The organism is Streptomyces sp. KL109B (assembly GCF_030766935.1).
Lineage (GTDB): Bacteria > Actinomycetota > Actinomycetes > Streptomycetales > Streptomycetaceae > Streptomyces.
In genome coordinates this window covers 259,674-277,813 of the sequence record NZ_JASERL010000005.1, presented here as the reverse complement: position 1 = coordinate 277,813, position 18,140 = coordinate 259,674, and the positions used below count along the sequence as shown (strand labels likewise).

The 18,140-nt window shown below is 71.2% G+C and carries 16 protein-coding genes and 2 pseudogenes; 9 read left to right on the top strand and 9 right to left on the bottom strand.

The annotated features are described in order from the left end of the window. Positions 1 to 2 precede the first annotated feature (2 nt). Entirely contained in the window at positions 3 to 1,595 is a 1,593-nt protein-coding gene (locus RBJ65_RS19335; RefSeq protein WP_306317442.1) for an AMP-binding protein, read from the bottom strand. A gap of 282 nt (positions 1,596 to 1,877) precedes the next feature. Next, positions 1,878 to 3,113: a metallophosphoesterase gene (locus tag RBJ65_RS19330; protein ID WP_306317441.1), complete on the bottom strand. Its 1,236-nt coding sequence runs from the start codon at positions 3,111 to 3,113 to the stop codon at positions 1,878 to 1,880. Between RBJ65_RS19330 and RBJ65_RS19325 the strand changes: the two genes are divergently transcribed. Together RBJ65_RS19325 and RBJ65_RS19320 are read left to right on the top strand one after the other, a co-directional pair. Next, the gene (locus RBJ65_RS19325) at positions 3,094 to 3,774 is read left to right on the top strand and encodes a hypothetical protein (RefSeq protein ID WP_306317440.1); all 681 of its coding nucleotides are present in this window, start codon (positions 3,094 to 3,096) and stop codon (positions 3,772 to 3,774) included. The two genes, RBJ65_RS19330 and RBJ65_RS19325, sit on opposite strands and share 20 nt — an antisense overlap. Before the next feature lie 19 nt (positions 3,775 to 3,793). Beyond that, positions 3,794 to 4,255, top strand: a complete 462-nt coding sequence (locus tag RBJ65_RS19320; RefSeq protein WP_306317439.1) for a hypothetical protein — start codon at positions 3,794 to 3,796, stop codon at positions 4,253 to 4,255. Positions 4,256 to 4,280: 25 nt separating this feature from the next. On the opposite strand, the gene RBJ65_RS19315 is transcribed toward RBJ65_RS19320, so the two are convergent. After that, on the bottom strand, positions 4,281 to 5,342 hold the full coding sequence (locus RBJ65_RS19315) for a CdaR family transcriptional regulator (RefSeq protein WP_306317438.1): 1,062 nt from the start codon (positions 5,340 to 5,342) through the stop codon (positions 4,281 to 4,283). 179 nt (positions 5,343 to 5,521) lie between these two features. On the opposite strand from RBJ65_RS19315, the gene RBJ65_RS19310 reads away from it, so the two are divergent. Both RBJ65_RS19310 and RBJ65_RS19305 read left to right on the top strand, forming a co-directional pair. Further along, entirely contained in the window at positions 5,522 to 6,037 is a 516-nt protein-coding gene (locus tag RBJ65_RS19310; RefSeq protein WP_306317437.1) for a hypothetical protein, read from the top strand. Positions 6,038 to 6,151: 114 nt separating this feature from the next. After that, positions 6,152 to 7,609, top strand: coding sequence for a flotillin family protein (locus RBJ65_RS19305; RefSeq protein WP_306317436.1), 1,458 nt, complete (start codon positions 6,152 to 6,154; stop codon positions 7,607 to 7,609). A 12-nt stretch (positions 7,610 to 7,621) separates the two neighbouring features. Here the strand turns inward: RBJ65_RS19305 and RBJ65_RS19300 are convergent, their stop codons facing one another. Both RBJ65_RS19300 and RBJ65_RS19295 read right to left on the bottom strand, forming a co-directional pair. Then, positions 7,622 to 7,990: a hypothetical protein gene (locus RBJ65_RS19300; RefSeq protein ID WP_372341210.1), complete on the bottom strand. Its 369-nt coding sequence runs from the start codon at positions 7,988 to 7,990 to the stop codon at positions 7,622 to 7,624. After that, positions 7,988 to 8,429, bottom strand: a pseudogene (locus tag RBJ65_RS19295) (MFS transporter); the annotation flags it as partial. The gene RBJ65_RS19300 and the pseudogene RBJ65_RS19295, both read right to left, overlap by 3 nt. Between RBJ65_RS19295 and RBJ65_RS19290 the strand changes: the two are divergent. Then, a pseudogene (locus tag RBJ65_RS19290) lies at positions 8,384 to 8,754 on the top strand (winged helix-turn-helix transcriptional regulator). The pseudogenes RBJ65_RS19295 and RBJ65_RS19290 overlap by 46 nt on opposite strands. Positions 8,755 to 8,801: 47 nt before the next feature. On the opposite strand, the gene RBJ65_RS19285 reads toward RBJ65_RS19290, so the two are convergent. Both RBJ65_RS19285 and RBJ65_RS19280 read right to left on the bottom strand, forming a co-directional pair. After that, positions 8,802 to 9,203, bottom strand: a complete 402-nt coding sequence (locus RBJ65_RS19285; protein ID WP_306317434.1) for a peptidase inhibitor family I36 protein — start codon at positions 9,201 to 9,203, stop codon at positions 8,802 to 8,804. 92 nt (positions 9,204 to 9,295) lie between these two features. Next, positions 9,296 to 10,129, bottom strand: a complete 834-nt coding sequence (locus RBJ65_RS19280; RefSeq protein WP_306317433.1) for a PIG-L family deacetylase — start codon at positions 10,127 to 10,129, stop codon at positions 9,296 to 9,298. Between the two features lie 198 nt (positions 10,130 to 10,327). On the opposite strand from RBJ65_RS19280, the gene RBJ65_RS19275 reads away from it, so the two are divergent. The 4 genes from RBJ65_RS19275 (at position 10,328) to RBJ65_RS19260 (ending at position 13,856) form a co-directional block, all read left to right on the top strand. Continuing rightward, on the top strand, positions 10,328 to 11,026 hold the full coding sequence (locus RBJ65_RS19275; protein WP_306317432.1) for a TetR/AcrR family transcriptional regulator: 699 nt from the start codon (positions 10,328 to 10,330) through the stop codon (positions 11,024 to 11,026). Positions 11,027 to 11,073: 47 nt separating this feature from the next. Next, positions 11,074 to 12,003 carry a DMT family transporter gene (locus RBJ65_RS19270; protein ID WP_372341209.1) on the top strand — a complete coding sequence of 310 codons (930 nt, stop codon included), beginning with the start codon at positions 11,074 to 11,076 and terminating at the stop codon, positions 12,001 to 12,003. Positions 12,004 to 12,064: 61 nt separating this feature from the next. After that, the gene (locus RBJ65_RS19265) at positions 12,065 to 13,309 is read left to right on the top strand and encodes a macrolide family glycosyltransferase (RefSeq protein WP_306317430.1); all 1,245 of its coding nucleotides are present in this window, start codon (positions 12,065 to 12,067) and stop codon (positions 13,307 to 13,309) included. Positions 13,310 to 13,418: 109 nt separating this feature from the next. Beyond that, entirely contained in the window at positions 13,419 to 13,856 is a 438-nt protein-coding gene (locus RBJ65_RS19260; protein ID WP_306317429.1) for a pyridoxamine 5'-phosphate oxidase family protein, read from the top strand. Between the two features lie 97 nt (positions 13,857 to 13,953). Here RBJ65_RS19260 and RBJ65_RS19255 read toward each other — a convergent pair whose 3' ends face one another. Both RBJ65_RS19255 and RBJ65_RS19250 read right to left on the bottom strand, forming a co-directional pair. Beyond that, positions 13,954 to 16,389, bottom strand: a complete 2,436-nt coding sequence (locus tag RBJ65_RS19255) for a hypothetical protein (RefSeq protein WP_306317428.1) — start codon at positions 16,387 to 16,389, stop codon at positions 13,954 to 13,956. Positions 16,390 to 16,626: 237 nt separating this feature from the next. After that, a complete protein-coding gene (locus tag RBJ65_RS19250) occupies positions 16,627 to 18,126 on the bottom strand; it encodes a bifunctional cytidylyltransferase/SDR family oxidoreductase (protein ID WP_306317427.1) in 1,500 nt (499 codons plus the stop codon). Positions 18,127 to 18,140: the final 14 nt, after the last annotated feature.

Genomic DNA, 18,140 nt, shown 5'->3' with positions numbered 1-18,140 from the left:
TCCTAGGCCTGCTCCTCCGCGCGCTGCCGCAGCAGCTTCTTGTCCGGCTTGCCCGCGTCCGTCAGGGGCAGCGCGTCGACGAAGGTGATGTGGGCCGGTTCGTACATCGCGCCGCGCTGGGCGCGCACCGCGGCCCGCAGTTCCTCCGGCTCCACCGTGACGCCGGGCGCGGGCACGACCGCGGCGTGCACCTGCTCCATGCGGTCGGCGTCCCTGACCCCGAAGACCGCGCTCTGCAGCACCTTCGGGTGCGAGTTGAGGAGGTCCTCCAGCTCGGTGGTGTACACGTGGCCGCCAACGACCACGATCATGTCCTTGAGCCGGTCGACGACGGTGATGTAGTTCTCCTCGTCGAGGAAGCCGATGTCACCGGTGTGCAGCCAGCCGTCCCGAAGCACCTCGGCGGTCAGCTCCGGCTGCTTCCAGTAGCCCGCCATCGTGCCCTCGGACCGGACGCAGATCTCGCCCAGTTCGCCGAGCGGCAGGTCCTTGCCGTCGGTGTCGCGGATGGCGATCTCCACACCCGGCAGCACCTTGCCCGCGGAGCGCAGCCGCTCGGGCCGGTCCGAGGTGTGGTCGTCGGCGGTGAGCACGCTGATGCCGCCGGCCTCGTTCTGGCCGTAGAACTGCACGAGGACGGGGCCGAAGCGGCGTACGGCGTCCGCGATCCGCGCGGGCGACGCCTGGCAGCCGCCGTACGTCAGCCCGCGCAGGCTGCTCAGGTCGCGGCGCTCGGAGTCCGGGTGGTCGAGGAGCTGGTAGACCAGCGGCGGCAGCAGGAACAGGTGCGTGATGCGCTCGCGCTCGATGGTGGCGAGCACCTCGCCCGCGTCGAAGTCGTCGAGCAGCACGACACAGCCGCCGGTCTGGATGACGACGTCCGCCAGCATGCCCGCGGCGTGCGCGAGCGTGGTGCACGCGAGCTGCCGGGGCAACTCGCCCTCCGCCGGGCGCACTTGAGTGACCATGCGGCGCATCCGGTTGACCTGCTCGAAGGTGGTGACGATGCCCTTGGGGTGGCCCGTCGTGCCGCCGGTGTGCCGGATGGTGCAGATGTCGTCGGGCTGTGCGCGCGAGGCGAACGGCTCGTCGCTCTGCTCGGCGGCGAGCGCCAGCAGGTCCTGCCCGAGCTCGCGCTTGGCCTCGCCGAGGACGAGGACGTGCGGCACGGGCGCGCTGTCGACGAGCTCCGCGGCGCGGTCGGCGTAGCGCGGGTCGACGATCAGCACCCGGGTCTCGACGTCCTCGACGATCGCCGCCTGCACATCGGCCGACAGCTTGTTGTAGAGGTGGTTGACCCGGCAGCCCACGAGGTTGGCGGCGTACCGGGCCGCGATGGTCTCGGGCAGATTGCCGCTGAGCAGGGTCACGGTCGTGCCGCGCATGACGCCGAGCGCGGTGAGCGCGTGGGCCATGCGGTGCACAAGGGACCGGAATTGACCGGCCGTCAGGCGCTGGTCCTCGTGTACGAGGAGCTCGCGGTCCGGGTGGGCCGCGAGGGCGTCGAGGTTGTCCTCGACGAAGGTACGGAAGGGCTCCGGCGTGGATATCGCGGGAGTGGGGGTGGGGGTGGCTGCGGATGCCTCGGCAGGCATGGGTGGTCCTCCTGGCGGCACCGGCCCGCTCGTCGTCGTGACGCGTACGCGCCGGTGGTCGTGCTGTGTTGACTGTGGGGGAGGCCGTCCGGGGGCAGCGGCGCGGGGCGCCGTGCCCGGCACAAGTGGCATTCGCCCCGGGAACATTGGTTGCCCCGGACAACCAACATCAAGGCTAACCCCTCGCATGATCATTTCGTGCCGCGGAATGGCTCGCGGCCGCACCCTTGACTCCTTCTTTTCCTTCGTTCTTCCGGGATTTGACCCCCGTAACCCTCGGTACTACGACGGGACCGGCGCCGTTTGCGGGGAGCGGAGTACGAGGAGGGTGATCTCGCTGGGCGCGAAAACACGGAAGGGCGGGCCCCAGAAACCGGCGCCGCGGCTCGTGTAGAGGAGGGTGCGGGCGCCGTGCCGGGTGAGCCCCGCGAGGGCCGGCTGGTCGAGGCGGACCAGGTGGTGGAATGGCCAGATCTGGCCCCCGTGGGTGTGCCCCGAGAGCTGGAGGTCGACGCCGTGGGCCGCCGCGCGGTCGACGAACTTGGGCTGATGGGCGAGGAGGAGTACGGGGAGTTCGGGATCGGCGCCGTCGAGGGCCCCGTCGAGGTGGGCGCGGTGGCCCACGAGCCCGGAGGACTCCGCGGTGACGTCGTCGACGCCCGCGACCACGAGGGTGTCACCGCCGCGTTCGAGCAGCAGATGCCGGTTGCGCAGCGGCTCCCAGCCCAGCTCGTCCATCAGGTCGACCCACCCCTGGGCCTCGCTGTAGTACTCGTGGTTGCCGGTGACGTAGACCCGCGCCCGGGTCGCTTGCACGGTGCCGAGCGGGGTGGCCTGCGCGCGACGGCGTTCGGCCGTGCCGTCCGCGATGTCACCGGTGTGGCAGACCAGATCGGCCTCCAGGGTGTTCACCTTCTCGCAGAGCTTCGCCGACCAGCGGGCCCGGTCGAGCGGACCGTAGTGCGTATCGGTGATCAGGACGACCCGCGTCCCGTCCAACCCGGCGCCCAGACGCGGGAGTTGAACATCGAGCCGCCGCACCCGCGGCACCCGCCGCGCCTCGACGTACCCCCAGCCGAGCAGCGCGGCGGCCACCCCGAGGACCGCCCACGTCACGATCCGCGCCCGCTCCTGCCCGTCACCCACTCCGGCCACGGCCAGGGCGGCCCGCAGCACCACACCGAGCAGCACGGACCACGTGAACAGCACCCAACTGCCGCCCAGCAGCGTGTCACCGACGATCGCCGCCCCGTCCTGCTGACGCCGACCGTGCCCACGCATCATCGCGACCGGCATGCAGACCAGCCCGAGGACGGACAGCGCGGTGCCGGTCAGCGTGACGGGCAGCGGCCAGCCCTGCCCCGCGTACAGCAGAACCCAGCACGGCACGGCCCACAGCAGGACGGGGGCGATCAGCGGGATGTACCGCATCAGCCGCCGTAGCGGGCTCGGCGGCGCCTCTCGCGTTTCGCCGGCGGTGGACCGGGTGGTCTCGCTCGTGTCGCTGGTCTCGGTCACGTTCGTCCTCCTGATGGTCGTCCATGGTGCGGCCGTCGTATCAACCATCCTCACCCCACGCCCCGTTGTGGCGACGCTCGCGGCACCGGCCGGCCCGGCCCGGGCCGCCGTGGCGGACGGCTCCGCCGGCTACGCCGCCACCGGGGGACCGGTCGTCGACGAGAGCGGCTCGTTCACCGTCTCCGGCCGCGTGCGGCTCGACGTGGCCGAACTCGCCGCCAAACCGGTGGGTTACCGTGCCATGGTCGCGGGGCAGCAGGCGAGCCCCGGCGAGTCCTCGTGGGCGCTGTGGGCCGTGAAACCCGCCGACGGCGTCTACCAGTGGAAGTTCACCCGCACCGCCGTCGGCGCCGACGGCAAGGTGACGCAGAGCGCCGAGGTCCCGGGCGGTGACATCGCGGAGACGGACACCTGGGTGCAGGTGACCGGTGTCTTCGACGCCCAGGAGTCCTGGGAGTGGCGGGACCCCGCCGACGCGACGAAGTCGGAGACCCGCTACGGCGAACTCCACCTGTTCGTCGGCGAGTTCGACCAGGAGTCGGACAGCGCGTCCGGATTCCCCGCGCCCCAGTTCGGCACCGGAACCCTGTCCGTGGGCCGCGGCAGCCGGGGCGGCACCACGGGGAACCACCACGCGATCGGGGCCCACGGGGCCATTTGACGCCGCATAGGATGCATCCGTGTTCCACACCTCGTCCCCTCGCGCGCTTCGCTGGACGGCCGCTGCCTTCCTCGCCGCGTTGGCCGGGACGTCCTGCGACATGCAGGGAGAACCGGCGACGATCCCTGTGGACCGGGCCGTCGGGAACTGGCGGGCGGAGTCGGGAGCGACGGTCTCCCTCGCCGCCGATCACACCTTCACCTCCACCCGCTTGACCGTCGGCGGCCTCGCGGACACCGGGTGCCCGGGCGGCCGGGGCAGCGGAGACTGGGCGTTCTTCGCCCACGAAGGCGGAAACACCTACAGCGCCTCGTCGGAGAAGACCAAGTCCGGGTCGAAGATCGGCCTCAGCTTCAGCTCTCCTTCCGATACGACCTGCTGGATGGACCTGACGGTCGTCGACAACGGCAAGTCGCTCTGCGCGACCGACGACCCCGACATGCCCTGCGGCCTGAACACCCGCTTCACTCGCTCGAAGTGACCTCGGGCCACGCATCATCCGGGCGTCAGGAACCGACAGCCGGCCAGTCGAGCAGCCTGGCGCCGATCACGGCCGTCTGCAGGGTGTAGCGGTCGGCCGGGTCGACGGGGTCGACGCCGGTGAGTTGGTGGATGCGGGCGAGGCGGTACGTGAAGGCGCGCGGGCTCAAGGACAGCCGGCGGGCCGCTTCGGCGGACACGCAGCCGGAGTCGAAGTAGGCGGTGAGGGTCGCGATGAGCGGCTGGGCGCCGCCGCGCGCCCTTCGCAGCGGGCCGAGGGTGTGGTGCACCAGGTCCGTCATGGCCTGCCGGTCGCGGGTGAGGACCGGGTAGACGAGGAGGTCGGCGGCGCGCAGTACCGGGGCGTCGAGTTCGAGGCGGGCCGCCAGGTCGAGGGCGCCCCTGGCCTCTTCGTACGACTGGACGACGCCGCCGGGGCCCGACTGAGCGCGGCCGATGGCCACTTGGCCGCCGTCGGTGGCGGCGTAGGCCTGCTTGGCGAAGTAGGCGAGGACCTCGTCCTGGTCGCCGGGGGCGATGCACACCAGGCGGCGGTCCTTGGTGGTCACCAGGATGTTCCGGTTGCCGAAGCGGCCGATCACGGCGCGCTCGACCTCGCGGGAGACGGCGTCCCCCTCGTCGTACGCGCTCACGCCGCGGGCCACCGCGACCGCGTGCTCGGAGGCGAGGCGCAGGCCGAACCGCTCGGCGCGCTCGGCGAGTTCACCCATGTCGCTGCGGCCGTAGAGCAGGTCGTCGATGAACTCGCGGCGGGCCGCCTCCTCCTGACGCATCGTCTGGCGCTGTGCGCGCTCGTAGCCTTCGGCGAACGCGTCGACGGCCTGCTCGGTGGCGGTGAGCACCGCGTCGACCGTGACCCGGGCGCCGATCCGGTCGGTGCGGGTCTGCGCGAGGTGGGCGGCGACCAGGGCGCGCAGGCTCAGCCCGGCCTCGGCGGCGCGTTCGCCGAGCGCGCGGCGGGCGTCGAGTTCGTCGCGGCCCAGGCGGCGTCCGGTGGCGGCGGCGTCCGCCACGGTCTGTATGTACCCGTCCAGGTACTCCTCGGGGACGTCCTGTCGTGACGCCATGCCCACCCCCATTGCCGTGCCGTGTTCCTGTCGCCTTTCTAACGGATGCGTCAGGGGCGCGTACGGCCGGGGTACGGCAGGCATCAAAAACGCGTAAAGATTGCCGGAACCCGGCAGTCACTTCGGGCGGTCCGGTGTGGAAGGGTCTTCACCAAGCACGCGGAACAGGGGAGGGTGGCATGACGTTCTTTCTCGGTCTCGGCATCGCGGGAATCGTGCTGCTCGTCCTGTCCCTGGTCCTCGACGGGGTCCTGGAAGGCCTCTTCGACGGGGCCGGGGCGTTGGGCGGACTGTTCGACGGGCTGCTGTCGCTGCCCGTGATCGCGGGATTCGTGTCCATGCTCGGATTCGGCGGCGCGATCGTGCTCGGCACCACCGACCTCGGTGCCGGCCCCGCCACAGCCGTCGGTGCCGTCGCGGGGGGCGGCGCCGGCTGGCTGACGTGGAAGTTGACGCGCGCGCTGATGCGGGACCAGACCGCGGTGACACCACGGGGCGACGACCTCGTCGGCAGCGCGGGCACCGTCGTCACGGCCATTCCGGGCGAGGGGTACGGCGAGGTGCTGTTGCGACTCGCGGGCCAGCCCGCGAAGTTCGCGGCCAAGAGCCGGGTCGCCGTCGCGCGCGGCACCGAGGTGTGGGTGGCGGAGATCCTGTCGCCGACGGCGGTCGAGGTCCGCGCGGTCGACCGCTGACACCGCCGCGCGCCGCCTGCCGCCGGGCGCCCGCCGACACCGCTGACCGCCGACCGCCGACCGCCGGTCACCGTTCCGTACGAACCATCAGAGGCATCAGAGGGGGAAGCCATCATGAGCCCTGTCGCCATCGCCGTGGCCGGAGTCGTCGTACTCCTGGTCCTGCTGGCGCTCGTCGTCATCACCCGCTACAAGGTCGCGGGCCCCAGTGAGGCGTTCATCGTCACCGGGCGGCGCGGAAAGAAGTCCACCGACCCCGAGACCGGACGTGTCAGCACCGACAACAGCGGCCAGAAGGTCGTGGTCGGCGGCGGCGTCTTCGTCATCCCCTTCGTACAGCAGAAGTTCACCCTCGAACTGTCCTCGCGGCACATCCCGGTCGCCGTCCGCGGCGCGGTCACCCTGCGCGGCGTGAAGGCGAACCTCGAAGGTGTCGCCATCGTCAAGGTCGGCGGCACCGAGGACTCGATCCGCGCCGCCGCCCAGCGGTTCCTGATGCAGCAGGACGGCATCGTCGGCTTCACGCAGGAAGTGCTGTCCGGCGCGCTGCGCTCGATCGTCGGGCGGATGTCGGTGGAGGACGTCATCCGGGACCGGGCGGCGTTCGCCGGGCAGGTCGCCGAGGAGGCGGAGGCGTCGCTGTCCGGGCAGGGCCTCGTCCTGGACGCCTTCCAGATCCAGGACATCACCACCGAGGGCTCCTACTTGGAGGACCTGGGCCGCCCCGAGGCCGCCCGCGCCAAGCAGGAGGCCGACATCGCGGAGGCCGTCGCGCGCCGCGCCGCCGAACAGGCACGCCTGAAGGCCGAGGAGGAGATCGCGGTCGCGCAGCGGACCCTGTACCTGCGCCAGGCCGAGATCAAGGCGGAGACCGACCAGGCCACCGCGCAGGCGAACGCGGCGGGCCCGCTCGCCGACGCGGCCCGGCAGCAGGAAGTGCTGACCGAGCAGGAGAAGGTGGCGCAGCGTCAGGCCGCCCTGACCGACCGGGAGTTGGACACCAAGGTCCGTAAGCCCGCCGACGCCGCCCGCTACCAGGCGGAGCAGGAGGCCGAGGCCCGCCGGATCGGCCTCGTCAAGCAGGCCGAGGCGGACGCGGAGCGGGCCCGGCTGACCGGTGAGGGCGAGAAGGCGCAGCGCGCCGCGCTCGCGGACGCCGTACGCCTGGAGGGCGAGTCCGAGGCGGCGGCGATCGGGGCGAAGGGCGCCGCCGAGGCCGAGGCCATGCGGCAGAAGGCCGACGCGTTCGCGCGGTACGGCGACGCGGCCGTGCTGCAGATGCTCACCGAGGTGCTGCCGCAGGTCGTCGCTAAGGCGTCCGAACCGCTGGGCGCCGTCGACAAGATGACGGTGATCTCCACGGACGGCGCGAGCCAACTCTCCCGTACGGTCGCCGACAACGTCGCCCAGGGCGTGGAACTCCTCAACTCCACGACCGGCGTCGACCTCGCGGAACTCCTGAAGAACGTCACCGGCGTCGGCAGGACCACGGTCCCCGCACCGAAGCCCGCCGAGTCGGCCGGCGCCGAGTCGCCGAACGGGCGCAACGGCCACATCGACATCACTGACTGACCGCGCTCGCCGTCACCCGCGCCGGTCCGCTCGACTCGCCCCCATGAGCGAGTCCGGCCCCGGCGCGGGTGGGACACGCCGCCGCATGAAGGCAGCCACCGGTACCGCGAGGACGGTACCGGTGGCGGTCCAGAAGACGAACTTGGCGGCCGGACCGTTGACCGAGCGCAATTCCCCGTCGTCGTGCCGGCAGAACGAATCGGGCGGGAAGTACCGCGAGACCGGCGCGCCCACGCCGTGACACGGCGAGGCCTCCGGAAACAGACCCGGCTGCGCCCGAAGCGCGAGGCCCCCGCCGACGACCACCGTGACCCACCCGGCCAGCAGAAACACCGCCACCATCCACGCGGGAACCCTCGCGCGCCGCCCCAGCAGCCACACGCCGACCGTCGGCACACCACAGACAACGACAAGAACAACCAGCACAAGCAGCGCCTTCATGCCCGGAATTACAGCACGCGCGGCCCCACGAGTACCGGGCTCCGCCCGGGCAGCCGCCGGTGACCCGTGCCGCCCCTCCGGCATCGGCCCAGCGTCCTGCGCGGACCGCGCCGAGCGCCCCGGCGAGCCCGACGAGGCCGAACAGCCCGCCGAGGGCCGCGAGGCCGAGGGCCAGCGCGGCGAGCACCGCGTAGACGCTCCGCCATCCCCATACGTCGGTGAGCGCGCCGGTGAGGGCGCGTGCGCCCAGGATGCCGACGACGACGCCCGAGGTCACGACGCCGATGTTCCGGCCGCGTTCGGCCGGGGGCGAGACCGACGCGGCGTAGGCCACTGTCGTCTGCACCACGACCGCGAAGAGCCCGGCCACCGCGACCCCGCACACCGTCGCGAGCAGCAACCGCCGCCGGACGTCCAGTACGCGGGGACCGTTGGAGCCTGCTCGTCGTCCGCGACGTGATGGACGGGGCGCGGTCGTTCACCGAGTTCCAGCGGCGTACGGGCGTGGCCCGCAACATCCTCACCGACCGGCTCCGCAAGCTGACCGCCCGCGGGCTCCTCGCGCGGCGCACCGCGCTTTCGCTCCCGGCGAGAGCCACTCCACACTCGTGGACCAACACGGTGTCCCCGTACCGGAGTTCACCCCAGCCGGCGCGGACGGTGCCCCCCTCGGCGCCGACACCACCGTCGTACGCAAGACCTGACGGGTCCGACGCCGCCCGTCCGCCCGTCCGCTCGGCCGTCCGTCAGGTCAGCATTCCCCGCCCCACTTGGCGTAGTTCAGCGTGCCCTTCTCGCCGATCTGGGTCGTGGTGTCGCCGTCCGGCGGGTAGTGGAGGCAGCCGACTCCGTACGAGCCGTGCGGCCACGTGTACTTGAAGCGGATGTGGTCGGCGCCGGGGGACGCCCATCCGTTGTTGAAGATCGAGACCCCCTTCGAGGACTTCAGGTCGTAGAGGTTGCCCTTCGACTTCCACTTGGGCTTGCCGGAGAACGACGTGTTGTTCCAGACGCAGACGTAGCCGCGGGGGCAGTCCGCCTTGGACCGGGCCCCGGGCTCCGCCGGGCCGGTGCCGCCGCCGGCCTCGGCGGTCGAGGCCACACCGAAGGTCAGCAGGCCGGCAGCGGCGACCGCGAGCACTTTCCTGATCATTTCCGTTCCTCCCGTTCGTGGGGGGAACCAGCCTTGGGCACGCCGCGCCGCGCTGTCAGGACTGTTCGGCCGTGCCCGAAACTTCCCGAGGTTCAGCGCAGCCCGGCGAAGAGGTCCTGCTCGGGGGTCGGGGCGCCGGTGGTGTCCCGGACGCGTACGAAGGTCTCCATGCCCATGAACTCGCCGAACCGCTCCTTGCCCATCTTCAGGAAGAAGATGTTCTCGCCCTGACTGGCGTGCGCGGCAAGGGAGTCGAACTTCTGGTCGCTGAACGGGGTGGTGTCCACCCACGTGGTGATCTCGTCGTCGGGGAGGCCGATCTCGGCAAGCGCGGCGGTCTCGGCCGGGTCCGGCTCGGGCATGTCCGGGTGGAATTCGCGCATGATCTCGCCGAACCGCTGCATCCCTGAGCGCGGCATCGTCGTCCAGTACACCTTCGGCGTGAGGTCGGTCAGCTCGACGGCCGCCATCGTGATGCGGTGGGCCTGGATGTGGTCGGGGTGGCCGTAGAAGCCGTTCTCGTCGTAGGTGACGACCACGTCGGGACGGTAGTGGCGCATGAGGTCGGCGAGGCGCGCGGCGCCTTCCGCGACGGGGGTCTGCCAGAAGGAATCGGGGGCGTCGTTGCTCGGCCAGCCCATCATTCCGGAGTCGGCGTAGTCGAGCGTCTCCAGGTCGCTGATCTTGAGCACCTCGCAGCTCGCCTCGAGCTCCGCGCGGCGCATCTTGGCGACGGCGGCCGGATCGTGCCCGGGCTCTCCCGGCTTGACGCCCCCGGGCCCGTCACCGCAACCGCCGTCGGTACACGTCACGAGCACCGTGCGGACGCCCTCCGCCGCGTACCGCGCGAGGACACCTCCCGTGCTGGTGGCCTCGTCGTCGGGGTGGGCGTGGACGGCCATGAGCGTCAGGGGTCGTTCAGTCATGTGTGTGCTCCTGCGGAAAAGATCCGGAAAGTTACGGAGTGCGCGGCGGGCGCCGGTCCCTCGGGTGGTGCAACCGCGCGGACCGGACCGACTGTTCCCGCCGGGGCCGATCGGCTTCGTCCGGCCTCGCTCGGTGCGACACGAGCCCTGTTAAAGTAGTTAGCCCTGTCTACCTACTTTCCGTGTACGGAGTGCGTCATGAGCGAAGCCGCCGAGGAGGCGGGCGGGTCCGCGCGACGGCGGCGGCCCGCCAGGGACCGGCTGTTGGGGGCCGCCGCGCGCCGCTTCTACGCCGATGGGGTCTCCGCGACCGGGATCGACACGATCACCGACCAGGCGGGCGTCGCGAAGAAGAGCCTCTACAACAACTTCGCCTCCAAGTCCGAGCTCGTGCGCGCCTACCTGGAGGCGCGGCACGAGGAATGGCTGGGGCTGTACCGCGCCAGGCTGGAGCGGGCGCGGGACGCGCGCGGCCGCGTGCTCGCGGTCTTCGACGCGTACGTAGACCACGCGGAGTTCGAGTACGAGCGCGGCTTTCGTGGCTGCGGACTGCTGAACGTCGCCGCCGAGCTGCCCGTCGAGGACGAGGGGCGGGCGCTGGTGCGCCGCTACAAGGAGGACGTCGAAGCCCTGCTCGCCGGGCACGTGGCGGAACTGCTGCGCGAACATCCCGAGCGTTCCGAACATCCCGAACGTCCCGAGCGTTCCGAGCATCCCGAACGTCCCGAGCGTTCCGAGCATCCCGAACGTCCCGAGCGTTCCGAACGGGCGCGCGCGACGGCGGAGCACCTGGCGTTCCTCCTGGAGGGCGCGATGGTGCGCGCCGGTCTGGAAGGCGGCAGCGCCCGTGTCCGGCAGGCCCGCGTGCTCGCGACGGACCTGCTGGAGACGCTGTGACGGCTGCGAAGCGGCCTGCCGGTTCGGCGGGGGTCGGGGCGCTGTGCGTGCTCGCGGCTTCGGTGCTGTGGGGGACGACGGGGACGGTGGCGACGTTCGCGCCGGACGTGGGACCGCTCGCGATCGGCGCCGCCGCGATGGGGCTCGGCGGGCTGCTGCAAGCGCTGGTGGCCGCGCCCCGGATCGCCGGGCAGGCCCGCGAACTGCGTGCCCGCGCGGGGACGGTACTGCTCGGCGCGGTGGCGGTGGCCGTGTACCCGTTGGCGTTCTACAGCTCGATGCGGCTGGCCGGAGTGGCCGTGGGAACGGTGGTGTCGATCGGTACGGCGCCGCTGGCCTCGGCCCTGATCGAGCGCGTCGTGGACCGTAGGCGGCTCGCCCGGCGCTGGATGTTCGGAGCGGCCATCGGGCTGCTCGGCACGGTGCTGTTGTGCCTGGCGGAGGCGGCGCGGGCGCACGACGACGCGGCGGGGGCGGGCTCGACGGCCGCCACGGTGCTGGGCGTGCTGCTCGGCCTGGTGGCCGCCGTGACGTACGCGGTGTACGCGTGGGCGGCCCACCGGCTGATCGGCCGTGGGATCGCCTCGCGCGCGGCGATGGGGTCGATCTTCGGGATCGGCGGGCTGCTGCTCGTGCCCGTCCTGCTGGCGACCGGCGCGCCGCTCCTCGACTCCTGGTCCAACGCCGGCGTCGGCGCGTACATGGCGGTCGTGCCGATGTTCGCCGGGTACCTGCTGTTCGGCTGGGGGCTCGCGCACGTCCCCGCCAGCACGGCGACCACCTTGTCGCTCCTGGAGCCCGCCGTCGCGGCCGTGCTGGCGGTGCTGGTCGTCGGCGAACGGCTCCCGGCCGTCGGCTGGTTCGGCATCGCGCTGGTGGGCGCCTGCCTGACCGTCCTCGTCACACCCACCACCGGCCGCGAGGCACACGCACACGAACGCACCCGGCCCCGGACCCGCGAACCCGCGAGGCGTTGACGCGCTTGCGCGATGCCGGGTGGAAAGTCCGCCCCGGCCTCAGGGCCCTAGGGTCGGCCCCATGACCACCACCACTCTGCTGATCGCGGGCATGCCCGCCGCGGGGCACGTGAACCCGACTCTCCCCGTCGTCACCGAGCTCGTACGTTCCGGTGTCGACGTCGTCTACCTCTGTGACGCCGAGTTCGCGGACCGTGTCCGGGACACCGGCGCACGGTTCGTGCCGTATCCCGAGGGGGTGCTGACGGCCCGTGACATCGCGGCGGCCACCCGGGCCGGGAGCAGCGTGGGGGTGGTGGCGAAGGTGTTGCGGGCGTGTTCGGCGTTGGTCCCGTTCGTCGTCGAGCAGGCACGCGCGCTCGGCCCCGCGGCGCTGATGCACGACTCGAACGCGCTCTGGGGCCGGCTCGCCGCGACCGCGGTGAACCTGCCGACGATCTCCTTCATGACGACCTTCCTCGTCGGGACCGGAGCCGTGAAGGCGCTCACCGTGCGGGAGAACCTGGCCGTCGTCGGCCCCACCCTGCGCGACATGCCCGACGCGCTGCGGGCTCGGCGGGCGCTCGTCAAGGAGTTCGGCGCGGGAGCCGTCCCGGACACGCCGATGCTGCCCCTGCGCGGCGACCTCACCCTGTTCCCGATCCCGGAGGAACTCCAGGCGCCCGACCCGCGCCTCGACGCCACCTGCCGCTTCACCGGCCCGACCACCACGACCCCGGACACCGACGCCGGCCCCACCCCCCTCGACCCGGAACTCGCCGCCCACCTCTCCGGCGGCGACCCGGTCGTCCTCGTCTCGCTCGGCACGCTGCACGACGGCGGCGCCGCCTTCTTCCGCGACTGCGGCGCCGCCCTCGGCGACCTCCCGGTCCGCGTGCTCCTCGCCACCGGCCACGGCGTCGACCCGGCCGACCTGGGAACCGTCCCGCCCAACACCCTCGCCCGCCGCTCCGTCCCGCAACTCGCCGTCCTGCGGCAGGCGTCGGTGTTCGTCACCCACGGCGGCATGAACAGCGCGCTGGAGGGCATCGGCCGCGGGGTGCCGCTGGTGGTCGTGCCCCAGCAGGTGGAGCAACTGCTGATCGGCCGCGCGATCGCGGAGCGCGGCGCCGCGCTCGTGCTCCGCCAGCACCTGACCCACCGCCCCGTACCTCCCGCCGATCTGCGGGCGGCCGTCGAACGAGTCCTTGGCGACCGGGGGATGGCCAAGGCCGCCGAGGAGATGGGGCGGCGGTTCCGGGCGGAGGGCGGTGCGGTCAGGGCCGCGGAGCTGGTGCGGGAGATGCTGGACGAGCACGCCGGCTGACCGGACGTAGGCCCAAAGGTCGCCGTAGGCTCAAAGACCGCCGTAGGCCCGAAGGTCGTAGGTCCAAAGACGGTGGTCAATTCACTTGCCGCGGCGCAGGATTGCCCGCGTGGCAGCCCCTGACTTCGACGTGGACGTGTTCCTGCGACAGCCGTTGACCGCGCGCATCGCGACGAGCGGGCCGACGGTGCGCCCTGTCTGGTTCCTCTGGGAGGAGGGCGCCTTCTGGACCTTGACCGGACCGTGGACACGGCTGTTCCACCGGGTGCGGGAGGACCCGCGCGTCGCCCTCGTGGTGGACGAGTGCGACGTCCGCACCGGCCGCGTACGCCAGGTGATCGCGCGGGGCCGCGCCGAACTCGTGCCGTTCGACGTGCCGCGAGGACGTCGCAAGCTCGCGCGCTACCTGGGCCCCGACGAGTCCCGGTGGGACGAGCGCTTCGTCCGCTACCTGTACGACGACCCGGGCGAACGCGGCACGACATGGCTGCGCCTGGCCCCCGCCTCGCTCGGCGCGACGGACCTGAGCTACTCGGTCACGCCCTAAGGGCTCCGCACACACCAGTGGGGCCACCCTCCTCTCAGAGGGCGGCCCCACCGACGTCGTACGACGTGTCAGTCCCGGTCTCGGTCCCGGTCGGGGATCACTTCCGCGAGCGGCGCACCGCCGTCGTCAGCAGTACACCGGCGCCCAGCAGGAACACGGACGCGAGCGCCGCGATCAGCGTGCCGGTCGAGGGCCCGGTGTCCGGGAGGGAGCCGGAGCCGTCGGGGACGATCTCGGCGCTCGTGCCGCAGTCCGGGTCGCCCGAGCCCGCCGCGCAGTTCGAACCGTCGGGCCCGACCACCGCGTTGGCGAGGGTGCCGTTGCCCGCGATCGGGTCCTTGGCGGTCACGGAGTACGTCAGCGAGGCGCTGGAGCCCGCGGGCACGTCGCCGGACCAGGTCAGCTTCGGAGCGTCGTAGGAGACGTCGCCGCCGGTCGCGGTGGCGTCACCGTTGTAGGTGGCGTCGTCGAGGACGTCCGAGAGGTCGTCGATGAAGGTGGCGCCGTTGTAGTCGCCCTTGCCGACGTTCTCGGCGGTGACCGTGTACGTCACCTTGTCACCCGGCTTGACCTTCTCCGCGTCGGTGGTCTTCTTGAGCTTCAGCTCGGCCACCGGCACGAGGGTCTCGCAGTCCGAATCGCCCGACCCCTTCGCGCAGTTGGAGTCGCCGGGCCCCGTGACCGTGTTGGCCAGCTGGTGGTCGCCCTCGTCCGGGCTGTTGACCGTGGTGGAGTACGTGATCGTCACCGTCTGCCCGGCCGGGATGTCGCCCGACCAGGTCAGGTTCGGCTCTTCGTACGACACCGAGCCCGCGGAGGTGGAGGCGTCGCCGTTGTACGTGGCGTCGTCGAGCACCCCGCTCAGGTCGTCGCTGATGTCGGCGCCACTCACGTTCGCCGCGCTGTTGTTGGTGACCTTCACCGTGTACGTGACCCTGTCGCCCGGCTTGGCGGTGGCGGTGTCGGCGGACTTGGTGATGTGCAGGTCCTTGATGTCGTGCTGCTGGTTGCAGCCGTCCTCCGAGCCGGTCTCGCAGTTCGAGTACTTGTTGCCGGTGACGGAGTTGCCGAGGTGCGCGTTGCTGCCGTCCGAGGCCTCGACGGTGACCGAATAGGTGATGGTCGCCGTCTCGCCGGGATCGAGGGTTCCGGACCACTTGAGGTTCGGATCGTCGAACGACACATCACCGGTACTGGCCTTCGCGTCCTTGTTGTACTTCGCGTCGTCCAGGACGTCGCTCAGATCGTCGTTGGCGGTGGCGTCGACCGGCACCTTGCCGGTGTTCTTCACCTTCACCGAGTACTCGACCGTGTCGCCCTGCGTGAGGGTGGTGCCGGCGGGCGGGTTCGAGGTCTTGGAGAGGGAGTAGCTGGGCTCGTCGAAGGTGACGGAGGCGCAGCCCTGCGGGTCGATGCCGATGACGCCGCGCGCCTGGTTGATGTTGCTCTCGGCGCAGTTCTCGTACGATCCTGCCTGGTCGGAGGTGACGTCCACGCTGAGCGTGCAGGACGTCTGCCCCTCGTCGAGGTCACCGCCCAGGTCCACGGCGCCGCTGCCCGCTCTCGTGTCGACCTTGCCGTTGGTGCAGGTGGTCTTGGTGTTGGGGTTGTCCGCGACCGTCAGTCCCGAGGGCAGGTCGTCGGTGAACGACCAGCCTTCCTTCTTCATGAGGTCGGACCTGTTGGTGACGGTGAACGTCAGGGTCGACGTACCGCCGACGGCGACGGCGTCCGGGCTGAACGACTTCTCCACGTGCGGCGTGACGTCCTCGACCCGGATGTCGTCGAAGGCCGCGTCGTTGCCGCTGTAGCCCCCGTTCGCATTCGTCATGCGGATGCCCAGGCTGCTGCCGCTGAAGAGCAGCGGGTCGTCGGCCCGGTTGTTCACGACGTTGATGGGCTTGGAGAACCCGGTGGTGTTCGTGTCGTACGTCGTCGCCTTGGGGTCGGTGCACGGGTTGATCGACTTGTCGGAGATCGGGTACTCGGTGGCCCCTTCGAACAGGACGAAGTTCAGCTCCGGCCCCGACTTCTCACAGGCGGACGCGCCCGAGGTCACGGAGGCGGTGAGGAAGCGGTTCTGAGACCTCAGCGCGACCTGTCGATTGGTCTCGAACTCCACCTTGTCGGCGCCCGGGTCGGCCGAGGTGTACGCCGCGACCGCGTGGTTGTCGGGCGGGCTGCCCGCGCCGTTGTACATCCCGATGGCGTCGGTGATGTTGCGCAGGTTGTTCCAGTTGGTGGTCGAGCCGGCGCACTCCGAGATGCCGTCGGCGAAGTTCTCCGAGTCCGCCTTGTTGAGGATCCAGCCGTTGCAGTCGTTGAGCCAGGCGTCGTCCGCCGTGTACGTCATCATGTGCGCGGCCGCGTCACCGGTGTAACTGGTCAGCTTGACCGGATCCGGCTGCGGATCGTTCTCGAAGTCCTCGGCGTACACGACGGTCGGGTCCTCGGGGACCCCCGGTGTGGCGGCGGCCGCCGCCCGCGTGTGCTGCTCCGGCTTCGTCGTCTGCTGCGACGGTGCCTGAGCCATGGCAGGGAGCGCGACGGCCGTTCCCATCGCCGTGCTGAGGGTTACCGCCAGCGCGGTGGTCAGCCGCCGCAGTCGCACCCCCCAGGCCGGTCGTCTGTTGCGGTCCATCGGCGCCCTTTCTCCCGAGACGGATGTGTCCGTGGGAAAGGGTCGCTCGCGAGGATGGGGAAATTTGGTACCACAACGCCCAATTAGGAGGGTTTTACCTATATGGGCTCATTTGCAAAAAGATTTCGGCTATTCCTCAAGGTCGGCGACCAGGGCCGCGTAAAAGTCGTGGCCCACCGTCTTCTGGGTCGGGTCCTGGCGGCGGATGTCGATGACATGGCCCGTCAGGGGTGACACCAGGACGTCGATCGAGGCCTGGGCGACCGCCTCGGAGGTGAGGAGGGACGAGGACGGTTCGTCGCCGAAGGCGTTGGTGCGCATCGGGGTCGCGGTGCGCTCCGGGTTGATGCAGTTGACGCGGATGCCGTCGGTGGCCCACTCGTCGGCGAGGGCCTGGGTGAGGTTGACGGTGGCGGCCTTCGCGGAGGAGTAGAGGCTGTAGGAGCCGCGGCCGCGGGTGTAGCTGCTGGAGGTGTAGAGGAGGAGCTGGCCCTTGGTCTCCGCGAGGTAGCGGTAGGCGTAGCGGGCCATGTGGACGGGGGCCAGATAGTTGACCGCCGTGGCCTCCTCGATGGTCTCCGTGCTGCTCTCGGCGAGCTTGCCGATGCGCAGGACGCCCGCGGTGTTGACCACGTAGTCGACGCGGCCCGTCTTCTCGTACGCCTCCGCGAGCGCGCGCTCGATGTGCTCGGGCTGTTCGACGTAAGTCCCGGTGCCGGAGCGGCTGTTGGCGAAGACGCTGGCGCCGTGGCTGCGGGCGATGTCGGCGATGTCGGCGCCGATGCCGTAGCTCGCGCCGAAGATCACCACGGTGCGGCCGTCGAGGCGCTTGCGGTACTCCTCCTCCTCGTGGGACTCGGGGGCGACGCTGGAGGCGAGCTGGAAGAGCTTGTCGGTGAGGAAGACGTCCACGGGGTGGGTGATCTTCATGTTGTGCTCCTCGCCGCGCACGATGTGCACCGGTACGTCGGGGAGGTAGCGCAGCACGATGGAGCAGTCGTCGGTGCCCTCGAAGTTCGGGTCGCCGGAGGCCTTCTCGTAGGCCTGCCAGAGCGTCGCGAGGCGGAAGCCCTGGGGGGTCTGGCCGCGGCGGAGCCGGGAGCGGTCGGGGATCGAGGTGATGAACTCGCCCTCGATGCCGTGCGTGCGGACGTGCGCGATGGTGTCCGCGGAGGGGATGGCGACGTCCACGGCGTCGTAGCGGTCGAGGGCGGAGACGCAGTCGGCGACGATCCGCTGGGAGAGGAGCGGGCGCACCGAGTCGTGGAAGAGGACCTTGGGGTTGTGCTCGGGGCGGGTGCCCGCCTTGGCGCCGAGGGCGCCGAGGGCGCGGCGGGTGGTCTCGTTGCGCGAGGTGCCGCCCGGTATCACGCGGGTCACCTTCTCGTATCCGGCGGCGTCCACGATCTTCTGCAGCTGGGGCACGAAGTCGCTCACCATCAGGACGATGATCTCGTCGACGTCCGGGGCGCGCTCGAAGACGTCGAGGGTGTGCTCGATGATCGTCTTGCCCGCGATCTTCACGAGCTGCTTCGGAACGGCGAGCCCGACGCGGGTGCCGGTGCCTCCAGCGAGCACGACGGCGACGGTGCGGTCGGTTTGCTGGTCGCTTTCGTGAGGCTGATTCACGTCGTTCCCCAGAC